This is a genomic window from Lentilactobacillus parakefiri (genome assembly GCF_002157585.1).
GTDB classification, from domain to species: Bacteria; Bacillota; Bacilli; order Lactobacillales; family Lactobacillaceae; genus Lentilactobacillus; species Lentilactobacillus parakefiri.
This window is the reverse complement of record NZ_BDGB01000079.1, coordinates 88,040-104,988: the sequence shown is the minus strand read 5'-3', so window position 1 is coordinate 104,988 and position 16,949 is coordinate 88,040. Positions and strand designations below refer to the sequence as shown.

Genomic DNA, 16,949 nt, shown 5'->3' with positions numbered 1-16,949 from the left:
TCTTAATTTAGTAATGCAATGAATCTTGGGATAAAAATCAGCATCCCAATGATCACCGCAAAAAGGGCTGATAGCAAAACACCACCAGCCGCAACATCCTTGGCTCTTTTTGCCAGGGAGTCAAAGTGGTGGCCGACAATTAAGTCAACCACGTTTTCAACCACTGTGTTTAAGACTTCCGACCCAATGACCGAGAAAGAAGCGGCAAACAGCCAAAGCCATTCGTTAATGCTGATTTTCATGATGACGGCAAAAGTCAACACAATGATCGCCACAACTAAATCAATCCGAAAGTTCCGCTCTTCCAAAAGAAGCCGCTTGATGCCTTCCAAAGCATGACCGACTGATTGAAAAAACGACTTGTTTTTATCCAATTGTGGCGTTTGTTTACCTTTTGAGTCCATAAGCATTTAAAATCTCTTTTTGAAGCGGAAACATGACATCCGCATCAGCTTTCTTCATATGATCGTAACCATTGAGGTGCAAGAAACCGTGAACACACAAGAAACCCAGCTCTCGTTCAAACGAGTGACCAAGGTAGTCCGCCTGTTCATCCACTTTATCAACCGAAACGAAGATGTCGCCAATATTTTCCGGAATAGATTCCTTTAACGCTTCGTCCATCACGATTGGAAAATCATCATCGTCACCATCTTCAATCGCAAAACTAATGACGTCGGTTGCGCGGTCGACACCACGATATTTTTTGTTAATCTGGTGAATTTCATCGTTATTGACTAGGGTAACTGACATTTCAGTGTTGTCAGCCAAATGAATGTAAGATCCGGCAAATTCCAAGACATCCCGGATCAATTTTTGGTCTTTTTCTGAAACCCCTTTTTCAGTCTTATCGTAAATTTCTAAATCCATTAAATTAGTTCCTCAAGTCTATTCGAGATTAATTACCGCTTTTTTCATAGGCAGTAATGATTTTGGCAACAACTGGGTGACGGACAACATCTTTAGCAGTGAAGGTCACAAATTCAATTTGATCAATATCCTTCAAGATCTTTTGGGCGGTAATCAACCCACTTGTTGAGTGTTTTGGCAAATCTATCTGTGAAATATCACCATTCACAATCATCTCGGAGCCAAAGCCCAAACGGGTCAAAAACATCTTCATCTGCATGTTGGTCGTGTTTTGGGCCTCATCCAAAATGACAAAGGCGTTGTCCAAGGTTCGACCACGCATATAGGCCAAAGGAGCGATCTCAATCGTTCCGCGATCCATCAACCGCTCAGTGTGCTCAGCACCTAAAATGGCGTGCAGAGCGTCATAGATTGGTCGTAAATAAGGATCAACCTTTTCTTTCAGATCACCAGGCAAAAAGCCCAAGCTTTCGCCTGCTTCAACTGCAGGACGGGTCAAAACAATTTTGTCAACCGTGCCTTTTTTCAAAGCAGCGATCGCCATGACGACGGCCAGATAAGTCTTACCAGTACCGGCTGGACCAATGCCAAAGGCGACATCATGATGTTTAATTGCCTGAATATATTGACGCTGCCCAAAGGTCTTAACACGGACCGCCTTGCCTTTTGCGTCCTTAATGAGTACTTCATTATATAAATCTTTAAAGTACTCCAGCGTGCCGTTTTGAGCCATATTCATCGCACTGATGAAGTCGCTGCTGTTAATATTAATCCCCTTTTGAATTAAAGAAAGAATATTCTCCAAAATGTGTAGGGTCACATTAACGGGTTCATCCTGCCCGGTCACTCTCAGTGAATTACCGAAAACATTGATCGAAACCGCCATGCCTTCTTCAATAATTGTAATGAACTCATCCTGAGCTCCGACAATTTGTAATAATTCATTGGGGTCGGAGATAATAAACTCTCTTGTAACTTGTTGAGTATCAGCCAAGTAAGTGAGCTCCTTTTTTATTAGTCATATTGATCCAGATAATACCACAAAGTTGTGGTTATCTAAAGCATACTAGCTTTGCAGCTGCTGCTTAACCAACTTGTTAATTATGCTGCCATCAGCTTGGCCTTTAACCTTTGGCATGATGGCACCCATCACTTTTCCAAAGTCAGCCATTGATTCTGCACCAATCTGTGAAATGGTTTCTTGAACGACTTTTTCAACTTCGGCTTCGGAGAGCTGCTTTGGTGCGTATTCCTCGGCAATTTTTAATTTGGCTTGCTGCTCTTCCACCAAATCTTGTCGATCAGCTTTTTGGAATTCTTCTAAAGATTCCTTCTGCTGTTTGATCTCTTTCATGATGATATCGTTAATTTGATCTTCAGTTAAATCATGATTGCCATCCGCAACTTTAGCGTTCATCACTTGGGCTTTAATGCCGCGAATCACACCCAGTCGAACTTTGTCACGAGCCTTCATGGCGTCCTTCATGTCAGAAAGCAATTTATCATATACACTCATCAAAGTAACCTCTTTTCAATTAATACTTAAATTTTAACATTAAAAAAGATCAGAGACTAATAAACATTAGCTCCGACCTTTAACCATCATTTATTAAAAACGACGTTTCTTCTTGCTGTTACGCTTACGTGCTGCTTCAGACTTTAATTTACGCTTAACACTTGGTTTTTCATAAAACTCTCGTTTACGATATTCCTGTAATGTACCGCTTTTAGAAACTGTACGTTTGAAGCGTCGAAGAGCATCATCAAGAGACTCGTTTTTACGAACGACTGTCTTTGCCATATGAAATTCCCTCCCTCCGAGCTTAAATGTAACTGTTTAATCAACACTTTGCGTGCCTTCTAAAACGGTTCGAAGTAAATTATACATATTAATCAATCCATCGTCAATGATTTAGGATAAAATTGATGTGGCATGTTAATATTTACTTAACAAATATAATTTTAGGAGTTATTTATCATGGAGACTCAAAACATTTTTATTATATCCGATTCGAGTGGCGCAACCGCTCAAACAATTGCCCAGACTGCTTTATCGCAATTTCCAGATGTCAAAGCAGAAATTCGCCGATTTCCGTTCATTCAAACCGACTCGATTCTCAAAGGCATTTTAAAAATTGCTCTCAACAAGCAGGCCATGATTTTTCACACACTGGTGAGTACCGAACTCAGCCAGATGGTGCAGGACTTTTGCCGCCAAAATGGCATTTACGATTTTGACTGTGTTCAAACGCCAATGGCGATGCTTAGTAAAGTCACCGGAAAAGCCCCTGCGCATGTGCCCGGGTTAATTCATGATCTAAATCAAAATTATTTCGAACGCATTTCGGCCATCGAATTTGCCGTAGAAAATGACGACGGCAAAAATCCCAAGGGCCTGCTTGAAGCTGACATTGTGTTGCTTGGCGTTTCCAGGACATCAAAGACCCCGTTATCCCTTTATTTGGCCAACCAAAATCAACGGGTCGCCAATTTACCAATTGGACCGGATCTCCAACTTCCAGAAGAAATTAAGGATATCGATAAAGATAAAATGTTTGGCCTACTGAATACGCCCGAGAAATTGAGCAAGATCAGAAAGCAGCGAATGATTTCGTATGGGTTGGATGCTGATACACCCTATTCAGACCCAGCCCATATCAAAACTGAATTAGCGTATGCTAAAAAACTGTACCGTCAAATTGGCTGCTTAACGATTAACGTCGCCAACAAGTCAATTGAAGAAACCGCCACAATCATCTTGGAAAGCCTCAATTTAGATACTACCGAATTTGAAGATTAACCACCCCGACTAATAAGGTCTGCCGGCTTTCATATCTTCGATAATATTGGGATTAAATTGCTGTTTCTTCAGCATCGCAACTTCATAACCGTGCGGATTCCACTTGATATTTTTATTATCAGGATCCTTTAAAATTGGCGTTTCCATGATTTTGGGAACGCTTTTTAATTGGTCATGGTGGGCAACGTAGTTCAAAGTATCAAATCCAATCGTACCCAACCCCAGAATTTGATGGCGATCTTTATGGCTCCCCTGAGGATTTTTAGAATCGTTCAGATGAATGACCTTAAGCCGATCAATGCCAATAATGTGGTCAAACTGGTCTAGAACCCCATCAAAATCGTTTTTGATATCATAGCCGGCATCACTGGTATGACAGGTATCAAACGTGACGGAAAGTTTGTCATTCTCGCTAACCCTACCGATAATTTCGGCCAACTGCTCAAAGGTTGTTCCGACCTCAGTCCCCTTGCCAGCCATTGTTTCCAAGGCAATTTGGACGTGCTGGTCATTATCAATCACTTCATTTAGGCCCTTAGCAATCTGGTCAATCGCTTTTTGCGGACCAGCACCAACATGAGCCCCCGGATGCAAGACAATTTCTTTAGCACCAATTGCTTCGGCACGCTGAATTTCCTGGCGCAAGAAATCGACGCCAAAACTGAAGTTTTCCGGTTTGAAGGTGTTACCAAGGTTAATAATGTAAGGTGCATGGACGACAACCGCTTTGAGACCATGATCAGCCATGAACTGCTTGCCGGCATCTGCATTCAACTTTTCAATTGGTTTACGAACTGTATTTTGTGGCGCACCGGTATAAACCATAAAGACGGTTTCACCGTAGGAAGCCGCTTCTTTGGCAGAACCTAGGAACATGTCCTTGCCATTCATGCTGACGTGAGATCCGATTAAAAATGGTACTTCACTCATTTATTTGTCCCCCTTGTAAAATTAATTGACTCACTTTTTCGGAAGCCTGTCCGTTTTCCCAAGCACAGAATTTACGGTTAAACTGAGTCAAGCCAGCCGAATATTCTGCAAAAGTGCCTGTTTGACGGTACTCACCTAATTTTTGGTAAAAATCAGTTTGATTGCTAACCATCGGCCCAGGCAGGTTTTCTTGATCATATTGAAAATAAAACCCCCTCAGCTCATCACGATAATGTGCTAGGTCATAAGGATAAAAGAGCATCGGCCGTTTTAGATTGGCAAAATCAAACATGACTGATGAATAATCAGTAATCAGTAAGTCTGTTACCAAGTATAGTTGATTAATATCCACATCAGCGAGGATTTTGACCCGCTTTTCAAAATCAGTGATATCAATCTTATCCTTCACCAAGTAATGAGGTCGAATAACCAAGATTGTCTGTGAGTCAACATTTTTAAAGAACTGCGCCAAATCAAAGGGCAGCGTGAATTGGTACTTTCCCTTCTCAGAAAAATCGTCATCACGCCAAGTTGGCGCATACATAATCACTTGCTTAGGCTGATAACCAAATAACGTTTGCTTAATTGTTTGAATATCGTCAGCATTATTTTCAGTATACAAAATATCATTTCTGGGATAGCCAATGTCCAGGAATCGGCCGGAATAGCCAAAAGCAGATTTAAAAATATCGTGTGAATATTGGTTCGGCGCAATTAAATAATCCCACCGGGCGGACTCATCGATAAAAGCCTGATGATACTCAGCCGTTTGACTGCCGGGAATCTCGACATTATCAATATCAATCCCAAGCTTTTTCAGTGGCGTGCCGTGCCAGGTTTGGATGAACGTGGTTTGCTGATTTTTGTGCCACCACTTTGGCATTCGTGAGTTCATCACCCAATAATCGGCCCTGGCAATGTACTGGACCCAGCCAGGCGTGAACCGCTTTACGAACCGGATATTGGGATACTGTTTGGACAGCCGAGCATACTCACTGGGTTTGACACTGAAATAACACCCTTGTTTCGCACTCGGATCATCTTTTATTAGTTGCTTGTATATAGCAAATGGGTTATCACTGACATCCTTGCCATTAAAACTCTCAAAGATAACGGTCCCTTTTTTAACCGGCATACAAATAAACCCATCGTTCATCACGATGAGTACAATGCGGGCTATCAGTTTTATAAAATTGATGATTGAACGTTTCAAAAACTCACCCTCAAAACTAGATTAAATCAACAAATCGAGACCGGAACTTGTAGTGCAGATGAGAACCGACCAGCAGGAAGAAGAGGATCATGCCCCAAAAAACAATTGTCAAAGTCGGTTTCTGCCAGAACCAGGCACTCCCAAGCATGCCATCACGGAAGCCTGAAACGACGTAGAAAAATGGGTTCAGTTGTAAAATGTGGACAAATGGTGCTGGAAAGGCATCCGTCTGGAAGTTAAAGAGAACGCCTGACATGTAAAACAACATCCGCATGAGTGACTGTAATAAGATTCGGTAATCTCTCACCAGCACGGAAATGGTGGAGTTAAAAATCCCGAAAGCAATCAGCCAGGCAATCATACAAATAAAGTAATAGATCCATTGAATCCAGTAGATTGACGGTGTGACCCCGTACAAGAAGCCAATTACAATTGAAAAGACCAACATGGTCCAAAAGGCACTCAAGTTACTGACAATCTTAATGGTCGGCAAAATGCTGACCGGGAATTTCATTTTGGAAACCATTCCAACTCGTTGGTAAATACTCTTAGAAGCGTCTAGACTAGCCCGGTTCATAAAGAACCAGGGCGTAATCCCAATGACCATCCAAACCAGGTAATCGACCCCATGGGTGGAATTGCCGTGTTTTAGGCCGATACCAAACACCAGCCAGTAAATACCGATTTGAATCAGTGGATATAAGTATTCCCAAACCAAGCCCAAATAGTGGCTTTGGTACTCAGCTTTATCTTCGTACTTTGAGATACGGAAAATAATGCCAATATTTTGAAATTGTTCTTTAATTAAAGTACTGACTTCTTTCAATTTGAGGCACTCCTTAATTAGACCCTAAGAATTTGACATAACGTGCAATCACCCTGTCAGTTGCCTGACCATCGTTATAGGTGTTCCAACGGGCGTTAAATTTGTCAAAACTAACGCTTGTTGATGCCAGAATTTCGTTTCTGAGCTGCTCGACCTTATAAACCGGCTCTACCGGTAGCCAGTCGAGAAAATCATCTTGAATTCCTGGATCCTTCTGGTAATGATCAAGATCAAACATAAAGAAAATGATCGATTTTGCATTGGGTAACAGACTGTAATCAAATGCGACCGATGAATAATCGGTGACCAATGTGTCAGCCACAGCAAGCAAATCGCTGGTTTCCAATTCGTGATAAAACTTGATCTTGGGATTGCCAATTCGGCGCATCGGCACTTCCTTATCCCGCAAAACCGGGTGCAGCTTGACAACCACCAATGCATTGGGATCAGCTGCCAGCGCACTACCGAGACCCTTGGGCAGCTTAAAATCCTGGTGCTCTCGATACGTAGGCGCGTACAAAATAACCCGGTGATTTTTCAATTCAGGAGCTGACCGATAAATCCGCTCACGGGCCTTTTGCTGCCAATCAAGGCTTAAATACTGGTCGGATCGCGGATAACCAAGTAACTGAACCTTATCAAAAGGCTCGTGATAACTATTCACAAACACCTGTCCCATCGCTTTAGAAGCAACAATATATTCGTCAAAGTGATCATAAACTTTTTGAAAGCGGTGCTTATCCGAACTGCTGCGTCTTTTTGTGGTGGGATCTTCCCAGCCAAACTTCTTGATTGCCCCATCAGCGTGCCAGATTTGGACAATTTTGACAAATGGCAGCTTGACCAGACCGCCCAAAAAAGCATAGTAATTATCGCAAATGATCAGTTTTGCCGACATCAAAATTGAAACGTCGTTCATCACAAACTTAATCCCGTCGCGAAACGGTCGCGTCTTGATACCAAAGGCGGCCAAATCTGTCGCAGCGGCTTCAGTATTGGCGTGATAAAGAACGTATAAAACGTATTTCTGAGGCAGTCGTTGTGCTAATTGCTTGATGAAAACAACGTTATCATCAAAACTCATCACATAAACGACTCTGTTCTTTGGCCGCCAAATATTCAGGACTGAGAATAATTTGATTAACCATAAATATACAACTTTCAAAATTTTCACCGTATTTCAGTATATTGTGATCACACACAAAAAATATTATAACATAATCCCCTCGGAGAACTTATTTATTAGGAAATCTTTAAAAATGAGCTCAAGGTTTGGGTTCGTAAAATCGGCCCAAAATCTTGACCGAATCCGAAATGCTGGCAAAGGCGTTTGGATCCGATTCCAACAAGGCTTCTTCCAACTCCCCCATTTCATAACGGGAAATGACGGTAAACAAAATGGTCTTAGCATCATGCTGATAAGCGCCCTCAGCGTTATGAACAATTGTGATGCCCCGTCGGAGATGATTTTGAACACTATCAATCACCGTGTTCGGCCGGGTGGTAATAATCATCACCTGCATTCGCTGCTGTCTGGTATAGGTCATGTCCATGATTCGAGCATTGACGATCAAACTAAGGACAGAATAAAAGGCGTACGGCCAACCATACATGACGGCCGCAGAAACGATGATTAGCGAGTTAAAGGCAATGTTGATTGTCCCAATTGAATTACCGGTTCGATGACGAATGACGATGCCTAAAATATCCAGACCGCCGGTTGAAATCCCATTTCGAAGTGCCAACCCGGTCCCAAATCCGTTGACCGCACCGCCAAAGATCGCGCAGATAATCGGATCATGGGTCAATGGAATTGGTTTGAGTAATTGAATCATAAAACTGGATAAAAAGACGGTAATAATCGTAAATATCGTGAATTCGTGGCCAATTGCCCGCCACGATAACACGAATAATGGCAAATTCAATAGGAATAAAGCCAAACCAGTGGAAATTTCAAACGGAAACGCCCGCATACTAATCGTATTCAGCAACTGTGCAAACCCAGTAATCCCTGATGAATAAATGTGCCCAGGTGTCCAGAAAAAATTAACCGCAATCGACACTAAAATCGCGTAAATAAATGAAGTTGAAATTTTGGTGACGTAGGTGTGCCTACGCATTAATTTTGAAACGTCATCCATAAAATAAATCCCCTTCGAAAACTTTTTGAACGTCTTGCCTAATGATAAACGTTAATGATAAAAATTACACTAAAAAAAGTGGAAAATAAAGCGGTTAGTTTCCAGAATATAAGCAAGCAATCCGAATATCCCGGGTTGGGATATTTGGATTGCTTGCTTATATGGCCGGAAACTGCTTTATTTTCCACGTCTCTGCAATGAAATATTTATAGTTATAAAAGAGCCAATGAAACAGTCAATTCCTTTTGTCTAATCCTCACTTGGCACCAGTTAATTTAAAAACTGAAACTACTTTTCATCATCCGATTTGGCAACAAACAAGCCAAGATCTTCAAGCTGCTTGGTAGCGACGGGTTGTGGTGCGCTGGTCAGTGGTTCAACTGCTTTAGAGTTCTTAGGGAACGCAATCACATCACGGATATTATCGCGATCAGCAAGCAATCGGACAAAGCGATCCAAACCAATGGCCAGACCACCATGAGGCGGGAACCCGTAATCTAAGGCATTCAGGAAGTAACCAAATTGGGCTTCGGCGCTCTCTTTGGTGAAGCCCAAAGCTTCAAACATTTTTTCTTGAAGGGCTCGGGTGTGGATACGAATTGAACCGCCGCCTAATTCAAGGCCGTTTAAAATAATATCATAACTTTGTGCATAGGCTTTATGTGGATCTTCGCCTTCATTCATCAGATAATGAACGTCGTTTTCATTTGGCATTGTGAATGGATGATGGGCAGCAACGTAACGTTTCAAGTCAACATCCCAGTCAAACAATGGCCAGTTCACGATCCACAAGAAGGCAAATTTGGATTCGTCAATCATGTTTTGTTCTTTGGCAATCTCAACTCGCAAGTATGCCAATGTGTTGGCGACTACTCGGCTGTTATCTGCAGCAAACAATAAGAGATCACCGGGCTTTGCTTCGGCCTTGGCCAAAATCTTCTCACGAAGGTCTTGATCCTTGAAGAACTTGGCGATTGGGCCGTTAAAGCCATCATCGGTTACCTTCAACCATGCCAGGCCCTTGGCACCAAATCGTTCAACATAATCAGCAAATTTGTCTAAATCTTTCCGAGAATACTTCTCGGCCCCACCAGGAACAGCAATTGCCTTGACTTGACCGCCATCTTTGACAGCACCAGAGAAGACCTTGAAATCAACATCCTTCATAATATCTGAAAGGTCTTTTAATTCCATGCCAAATCGAACATCGGGTTGATCGGTTCCATATCGGGCCATCGACTCATCCCAATCCATTCGCTTGAATGGCAGTTGAACATCAATGCCCATTGCGTCCTTCATGACTTTGGCAATGAACCCTTCAGTGACGTCTTCAATCTCTTCTTGGTCAGCAAATGACATTTCCATATCGATTTGGGTAAATTCAGGCTGACGGTCACCACGCAAATCTTCATCACGATAACAACGGGCGATTTGGTAGTATTTGTCAAAACCGGCACCCATCAACAGTTGTTTGAATTGCTGTGGTGACTGTGGTAACGCGTAAAAAGATCCAGGATAGACCCGTGAAGGGACCAAATAGTCACGAGCACCTTCAGGGGTTGACTTGGTCAGCGTTGGCGTTTCGATATCGATGAAATCATTTTGGTCGAAATAGCTGTGGATCGATTGAATAATCCGGTTCCGAAGTAAAATATTCTTTTGCATTTCAGGACGGCGAAGATCCAAATAACGATACTTGAGCTTCAAGTCTTCTGAAACGTTAATCCCATCTTGGATGTAAAATGGCGGCGTTTTTGCGGTGGCCAAAATCTTGGCGTCGGTAATGTCAACCTCAATTTTACCGGTCTTCATCTTGGAATTAATCTCTTTTTGGTCACGAGCAACAACTCGACCCTTTGCTTCCACAACGTACTCGCTGCGAAGCTTATCAGCAACGGCCAAAGCATCTTGACCAAATTCTTCACTGAATACTAACTGAACAATTCCTTCGCGATCGCGCAGTTCAATAAAAATCAAGCCGCCAAGATCACGCCGCTTTTGGACCCAACCTTTCAGGACAACTTCCTTGCCAATGAGCTGTTCATCAACAAGACCAGCATAAGTGGTTCTCTTCATGTCTAATCAATCTCCTCATCATCTGTAAAATATTTGGTAATGATATCATCAAAATCTTTAAAAATGTCAGCCAGTGGCACTGAAACTTCGGTACCGGTCCGCATCTGTTTGACGTTAGCGGTCTTGTTTGCCAATTCACTTTCGCCAATGGTGATCGTGTATTGCGCGTTAAGCTTATTCGCCGTCTTAAATTGCGCTTTTGGTTTGCGGTCAAGGTAATCCCTATCAGCAGCAAAGCCGTCTGCCCGCAATGCTTGAACAATTTGAAGGGTCAAAGCACTGGTCGAATCGCCAATTCCAACGACGTAGGCATCTAATTGGTCAAGCACTGGGAATTTGACTCCTTGGGCTTCCATCAAAAGCATCAGTCGTTCCATCCCGAGGCCAAAACCGATACCGGGCATTTCAGGTCCGCCAAGCTGTTCAACCAAGCCATTGTATCGACCCCCGGCACAAATAGTCGTGTAACCCTCGCCCAGCGCTTTAGAATCAACCATGATTTCAAAAATCGTGTGGTTATAGTAATCCAAGCCTCGAACCATATCAGGATCAACAACATACGGAATATTGAGAGATTCCAGGAGGTGTTTAACCTTGTCAAAGTGTTTTTGGGAGTCGGCATTCAAATAATCCAAAATGGATGGGGCATCCTTGACAATTTCTTGATCCCGTTTGTCTTTACTGTCCAATACCCGCAGCGGGTTCTTATGCAGGCGAACCTTAGAATCATCACTTAATTCATCAAAGTGCGGGTCAAGGTAGTCAATCAAGGCTTGGCGATATGCATCGCGGGATGCCTGATCGCCCAGACTGTTAATTTCCAATCTGAGGCCGGATAAACCAAAGTGCTTCAGTAAATCCATGCCCATGGCAATGACTTCAACATCCAATTCAGGCTCGTTACTGCCAAAAGCCTCAACCCCAATTTGATGAAATTCACGTTGACGACCGGACTGTGGCCGCTCATAACGAAACATCGATCCCATATAAAAGACTTTGACTGGACGCGGGTGCTCGGGCCCATAAAGCTTATTTTCAACAAAGGCTCGGACAACGCCAGCAGTCCCTTCAGGGCGCAAACTCATGTGGCGGTCGCCCTTATCATTAAAATCGTACATTTCTTTTGTCACAACGTCTGAAGTATCCCCAGATGTTCTGGAAAAGACGTCAAAATTTTCAAACATTGGTGTCCGAATCTCCTGATAACGATAATCGTCAAACAGCATCCGGGCAGTCTCTTCAACGTAATTCCACTTTTGAGCTTCACCTGGCAAAATATCAGCCGTTCCTTTTGGTCGTTGATATCGCATAATTATTTCCTCCCACTTAAATTCCGAAAAAAAAGACCCCTGTCCAAAGACAAGGGTGCATTCGCACGGTACCACCTTAATTACTTCTCAAGGATAACGCTCGCGCGAATAGCATTTCGCTATTAACCATCATTAGCAAAAAGTGTCACTTCAAAATAACCGACGCAACCTTCCACCAAATGGCTGCTCTCTTTATGCCGTTTATCTCGATTCTTCTTTTTATCGGTTGGATATTTAACTGTCTATAAGATTAGTGTACCAGCCGAAAAATGTCAAGGGAACATCGGCGTTATTTTTGATCAGACTGGCCTCTTGAAGTGATTTCAACTATAATATGATTATTTGAGTGAGGGATCGATTGAACTGTGAAAAAAATTTGGGAAAATAAAAGCTGGATTGTGGCAACCCTGACGATCATCATCACATTTGTGGTATTGATCGTTTCCTTGGAATCTAATTCAGTCACCGTCAAGGTCAATCAATTAAATATTCGCAGTGGCCCGGACGTCACCTACTCTGTGAAGGCCAAGGTTAAGCATGGACAGCGGCTGCAGGTGATAAGTCGCAAAAGTAATTGGATTAAGGTCATCTATAAGCATCGAACAATCGGCTGGGTGGCATCTTGGTTGGTTCAAAACAGCAATGTTCAAACTGTGACTCGTTTATCCGAAGCAACAATCGTTCTAGATCCCGGCCACGGGGGCTCAGACACCGGTGCCCTATCGATGACTGGCCAACCCGAAAAGCGATACACTTTGGAAGTTGCCAAACGAGTCGAACGTAAACTCCAAGAAAGAGGCGCTCGGGTTGTCATGACGCGCAGTTCCGATAAAACCGTTCCTTTAGCCGCTCGACCTGAAATTGCCAATTCATCATCAGCAAACCTCTTCGTCAGTTTCCACTTTGACTCTTCTGATGAGAATAACGTTGCCTCTGGTTACACGTGTTACTTCTACCATACCGGAGATTCCAAACGCTTGGCGGAATCGGTTAACCAGCAGATGAAAAATCTGCCGTTAAGTTCACGGGGCGTTGAATTTGGCAACTTCCTTGTGATTCGTGACAATTCGGTTCCCGCCATTTTGATTGAGGGCGGCTATATCAACACCAAAAAAGATTTTAACCAAATTCAAAAACCGGCCTATCAAAAAAAGCTCGCAAGTGACGTCGTTGACGGCATTGCAAACTATTTTAAAAATAATCAATAACTTATTTGTTGGTCAACCACGGGACTAATTCGTTAATTTCGGTTACCCGAATCTCGGGATTACCGGAATCGACGATCGTGCCGTCGGGATCAAACAAACACGAAGCGATATTTGCATTGTGTCCTGCAGCAACATCTAGCTTGCGGTCACCAATCATGATCGCTTTTTTTCTGTCCACCTGATTGGTTTCAATTAACCAGTTAATCGAATCGGGCTGCGGTTTGCGGGGGAAGTTCTGATCAGACGTGACAAAGCCACTGAAATCATCCAGCAGGTCAAAGCCTTGCAACATGGTCTTAGCCTGATCATCTCGGTGCGTCAGCAAAAAGTTACGCCCCTTCATTGATTGGGCCAATTCTAAAACTTCTTTAACCCCTGGAAATGGCAGCGCATTTTCGACCAATTTAGTTTGATGGGTTCGGTTTAACTTCCGTAGTTGTTTTTCATCAATTCCATAAAAAGCCGAAAATTTTCGAATTGCGGTCCCAACATCGTGTTGGCGCATGGTGGTGTAGATCTGATCTTGATCGATTTCAACATCGTCAATTCCTAAATCATCGAGCGCTTGAACAAACGCAGAAACCATCTTCAGGTAGGTATCAAACAAAGTGCCATCAAAATCCCAGAATAGTTGATTAATCATTTCGTTACTCCTTAAGGGGGTGGACAAAAATATTTATCGTCTAACCCGTACTTTGTAATTTCGAATATTTCCTAATAAAAACGTGGGAAATAAAGCAGTTTCCGGCCATATAAGCCAGCAATCCAAATATCCCAACCCCAGGATATTTGGATTGCTGGCTTATATTCTGGAAACTAACCGCTTTATTTCCCACTCTTTTACTTATTATCCGTATCAAAAATAATCGTCACCGGACCATCATTTTGAATATTGACCAGCATGTCAGCCCCGAAGACGCCGGTTTGAACGTCTAAACCGGCCTGTCTCAGATGCTCGTTAAGCTGTTCATAAACCTGATCGGCATGCTTGGGTTCGCCAGCTTTGGTAAAGCTGGGGCGGTTGCCCTTCTTGGTATCTGCGTAAAGCGTAAACTGCGAAATAGATAAAATCGCACCGTTAACGGCGTTGATATCCAAATTAAGCTTACCGGCTTCGTCTTCAAACACCCGCAGCTTACTGATCTTGTGGGTTAAGTAATCAACTTCTGCCTCACCATCAGTATCACTGACGCCAACCAGCAAGATAAATCCCTTGCCAATTTTACCGTGAAGTTGACCATCAATACTGACTGAAGCTTCTTTCACCCGTTGTAAAACCACTCTCATCCAGCAAAACTCCTATCTGAATTTTCGTTCAACTAAATAAACGTCGTGAACGTTCTTAATTGCACCAATCAACCGTTCCAATTGTACCAAGTCGCGAACGCCGACGGACAGTGAAATGGTTGCCATCTTATTATTGTCAACCTGACCATTAACAGACGAAACGTTTTTAGTCACGCTGTTAACGGCAGTTAGCACGTTAGTCAGCAGACCAGCCCGATTGTACCCCTGAACGGCCAAACTGGCGTCGTAAATCGTCCGTTCCTCAGAGTTGTCAGCCCAAGCCACCTCGATTAGTCGTTCGCCATTTTCTTCAGCGGTTTTGATGTTGGGGCAGTCAACCCGGTGAATGGAAACCCCACGGCCCTTCGTAATATAACCGACAATTTCATCACCTGGAACCGGCGTACAGCAGTGACTCAATCGAACTAAGAGGTTATCGACCCCTTCAATCACGATACCGTTTGACGATTTGCGTTTCTTCTGTTTTTTTGCGCTGTCCGAATCTTCCGAGATGGTCTGATGACCTTCCAGAACTTCTCTTTCAGCTTGATCTTGACGCTCTTTCTTCAGTTGAGCGCGAGCATCTTCAGTTAATCGGTTGACCACCCCGGTCGGCTGCAAATCACCAAACCCAACGGCGGCCAACAAATCTTCAGCGTGCTGATAATGCATATTAACAGCCGCTTTTGTTAATTTATCGGGCACCATAATCCGGTTTGGTTCAAATCCAGCTTCGCGAAGTTTTCGTGAAATCAGATTCTTGCCGTCTTCAATATTTTTCTCACGATCTTCAAGTCTAAAATACTGTTTAATCTTATTTCGTGCCCGTCTAGTATGAACCAGCTTCAACCAATCACGGCTGGGTCCGGCAGAGCCAGTGGCCGTAATAATATCGACGATGTCCCCGTTTTTAACCTGGTGATCCAATGGGACAATCTTACCGTTAACCCGCGCTCCGGTGGTATGGTTACCAACCTCTGTGTGAATCATATAGGCCATATCAAGCGGCCCGGCGCCCTTAGGCAGTTCGTAAACATCGCCTTTCGGGGTAAAGACATAAACGTGGTCACCAAATAATTCACCTTTGACACTATCCATAAAATCGGCTGCGTCATCAGTATCTTCCTGGAGTTCAATAATTTGCTTGAACCAGTTCAGTTTATTGTTATCCTGAGAGGTCTTAACACCGTTTGTGATCCCCTCTTTATAGGCCCAGTGAGCAGCAATACCAAATTCAGCGACTCGGTGCATCTCTTCGGTTCGAATCTGCACTTCAAGTGGTTTACCTTCCGGCCCAATGACGGTCGTATGCAGTGATTGATACATGTTAGCTTTTGGCATAGCAATATAGTCTTTAAATCGACCGGGCATTGGTTTCCACTCTGAATGAATGGCCCCCAAAACGGCGTAACAGTCTTTAATCGAATCAACGATTACCCGGATGGCCAGCAGATCATAAATTTGACTAAACTGTTTGTGCTTTTCAACCATTTTCCGGTAGACGGAATAAATGTGCTTCGGCCGGCCGTATATTTCAGCCTTGACACCCAGAGCAGAGATTGCTTTCTTAACTTCATTGATTGCTTTTTCAATGTAATCCACCCGTTGATCACGTCGCGAATTCATCAAATGAACAATGCGGTAATATTGCTGGGGATTAAGATACCGGAGTGAAATATCTTCCAGCTCCCATTTAATGGTTCCAATACCTAATCGGTCGGCAATTGGGGCGTAAATCTCCAAAGTTTCACTGGCAATCCGCCGCTGTTTGTCAGGCCGCAGTGATTTTAGTGTCCGCATGTTGTGCAGCCGATCAGCGAGCTTGACAATCATGACTCTGATATCTTTACACATTGCCAACAACAGCTTGCGGTGATTCTCTGCAAGCCGTTCTTCGCTAGATTTGTACTTAATCTTGGACAGTTTGGTAACCCCGTCGACAATCAAGGCGATATCGTGGCCAAATAGCTCCTGAATGTCGCCTAAAGTGGCACCGGTGTCTTCCACTACATCATGAAGAAACCCGGCTGAAACGGTCTCGGGATCCATGTGCAGGTCTGCTAAAATCCCAGCTACCTGAGTCGGGTGTGTAATGTATGGTTCACCAGATTGCCGTTTTTGGTATTGGTGTGCAATTTTTGCGAATTGGTAGGCCTTTTGAATCTCATCAACGTGTTCTTTATTCATGTATTCAGAAACTTTGTTAATGACATCGTCCGGTGTCCAAATTTTAGTCGCCATTGTATCAACTCTTCTCTCATTTGCCCGAAGGCATCATCAAATCATCT

General features: G+C 43.3%; 17 protein-coding genes. 2 read left to right on the top strand and 15 right to left on the bottom strand.

The genetic code is table 11. From position 1 onward, the window contains the following. Positions 1-2: 2 nt before the first annotated feature. The 5 genes from LPKJCM_RS08995 to rpsU all read right to left on the bottom strand — a co-directional run bounded on the left by LPKJCM_RS08995 (position 3) and on the right by rpsU (position 2,671). Positions 3-410, bottom strand: coding sequence for a diacylglycerol kinase family protein (locus LPKJCM_RS08995; protein ID WP_057962057.1), 408 nt, complete (start codon positions 408-410; stop codon positions 3-5). After that, entirely contained in the window at positions 388-870 is a 483-nt protein-coding gene (gene ybeY / locus LPKJCM_RS08990; protein WP_057962056.1) for an rRNA maturation RNase YbeY, read from the bottom strand. Before ybeY ends, LPKJCM_RS08995 begins: the two co-directional genes overlap by 23 nt. Before the next feature lie 28 nt (positions 871-898). After that, positions 899-1,864: a PhoH family protein gene (locus LPKJCM_RS08985; RefSeq protein ID WP_057962055.1), complete on the bottom strand. Its 966-nt coding sequence runs from the start codon at positions 1,862-1,864 to the stop codon at positions 899-901. 72 nt (positions 1,865-1,936) lie between these two features. After that, the gene (locus LPKJCM_RS08980) at positions 1,937-2,386 is read right to left on the bottom strand and encodes a GatB/YqeY domain-containing protein (protein WP_057962054.1); all 450 of its coding nucleotides are present in this window, start codon (positions 2,384-2,386) and stop codon (positions 1,937-1,939) included. 93 nt (positions 2,387-2,479) lie between these two features. Continuing rightward, complete coding sequence (gene rpsU / locus LPKJCM_RS08975; protein WP_087069610.1) at positions 2,480-2,671, bottom strand: 30S ribosomal protein S21; 192 nt, start codon at positions 2,669-2,671, stop codon at positions 2,480-2,482. Positions 2,672-2,848: 177 nt separating this feature from the next. Here rpsU and LPKJCM_RS08970 point away from each other — a divergent pair, with 177 nt between their 5' ends. Beyond that, complete coding sequence (locus LPKJCM_RS08970) at positions 2,849-3,670, top strand: pyruvate, water dikinase regulatory protein (RefSeq protein WP_057962053.1); 822 nt, start codon at positions 2,849-2,851, stop codon at positions 3,668-3,670. Positions 3,671-3,679: 9 nt separating this feature from the next. Here the strand turns inward: LPKJCM_RS08970 and LPKJCM_RS08965 are convergent, their stop codons facing one another. The 7 genes from LPKJCM_RS08965 to hisS all read right to left on the bottom strand — a co-directional run bounded on the left by LPKJCM_RS08965 (position 3,680) and on the right by hisS (position 12,166). Then, complete coding sequence (locus tag LPKJCM_RS08965; protein WP_087069609.1) at positions 3,680-4,600, bottom strand: deoxyribonuclease IV; 921 nt, start codon at positions 4,598-4,600, stop codon at positions 3,680-3,682. Beyond that, positions 4,593-5,813: a CDP-glycerol glycerophosphotransferase family protein gene (locus tag LPKJCM_RS08960; RefSeq protein WP_057962052.1), complete on the bottom strand. Its 1,221-nt coding sequence runs from the start codon at positions 5,811-5,813 to the stop codon at positions 4,593-4,595. The genes LPKJCM_RS08965 and LPKJCM_RS08960 overlap by 8 nt, the downstream gene beginning before the upstream one ends. 16 nt (positions 5,814-5,829) lie before the next feature. Further along, positions 5,830-6,639: an ABC transporter permease gene (locus tag LPKJCM_RS08955; RefSeq protein WP_057962051.1), complete on the bottom strand. Its 810-nt coding sequence runs from the start codon at positions 6,637-6,639 to the stop codon at positions 5,830-5,832. 13 nt (positions 6,640-6,652) lie between these two features. Continuing rightward, positions 6,653-7,804, bottom strand: coding sequence for a CDP-glycerol glycerophosphotransferase family protein (locus LPKJCM_RS08950; protein ID WP_057962050.1), 1,152 nt, complete (start codon positions 7,802-7,804; stop codon positions 6,653-6,655). 100 nt (positions 7,805-7,904) lie between these two features. Then, entirely contained in the window at positions 7,905-8,780 is an 876-nt protein-coding gene (locus LPKJCM_RS08945; protein ID WP_057962049.1) for a YitT family protein, read from the bottom strand. Positions 8,781-9,068: 288 nt separating this feature from the next. Beyond that, complete coding sequence (gene aspS, locus LPKJCM_RS08940) at positions 9,069-10,856, bottom strand: aspartate--tRNA ligase (protein ID WP_057962048.1); 1,788 nt, start codon at positions 10,854-10,856, stop codon at positions 9,069-9,071. A 2-nt stretch (positions 10,857-10,858) separates the two neighbouring features. Further along, a complete protein-coding gene (hisS, locus tag LPKJCM_RS08935) occupies positions 10,859-12,166 on the bottom strand; it encodes a histidine--tRNA ligase (RefSeq protein WP_057962047.1) in 1,308 nt (435 codons plus the stop codon). Between the two features lie 365 nt (positions 12,167-12,531). Here hisS and LPKJCM_RS08930 point away from each other — a divergent pair, with 365 nt between their 5' ends. Further along, the gene (locus LPKJCM_RS08930; protein WP_057962046.1) at positions 12,532-13,374 is read left to right on the top strand and encodes an N-acetylmuramoyl-L-alanine amidase family protein; all 843 of its coding nucleotides are present in this window, start codon (positions 12,532-12,534) and stop codon (positions 13,372-13,374) included. A gap of 1 nt (position 13,375) precedes the next feature. Here LPKJCM_RS08930 and LPKJCM_RS08925 read toward each other — a convergent pair whose 3' ends face one another. From LPKJCM_RS08925 to LPKJCM_RS08915, 3 genes are all read right to left on the bottom strand, one after another. Beyond that, the gene (locus LPKJCM_RS08925; RefSeq protein WP_057962045.1) at positions 13,376-14,017 is read right to left on the bottom strand and encodes an HAD-IA family hydrolase; all 642 of its coding nucleotides are present in this window, start codon (positions 14,015-14,017) and stop codon (positions 13,376-13,378) included. Positions 14,018-14,214: 197 nt separating this feature from the next. Next, the gene (gene dtd, locus LPKJCM_RS08920; RefSeq protein ID WP_057962044.1) at positions 14,215-14,661 is read right to left on the bottom strand and encodes a D-aminoacyl-tRNA deacylase; all 447 of its coding nucleotides are present in this window, start codon (positions 14,659-14,661) and stop codon (positions 14,215-14,217) included. A 12-nt stretch (positions 14,662-14,673) separates the two neighbouring features. Beyond that, positions 14,674-16,902, bottom strand: coding sequence for a RelA/SpoT family protein (locus LPKJCM_RS08915; protein ID WP_057962043.1), 2,229 nt, complete (start codon positions 16,900-16,902; stop codon positions 14,674-14,676). Positions 16,903-16,949 lie beyond the last annotated feature (47 nt).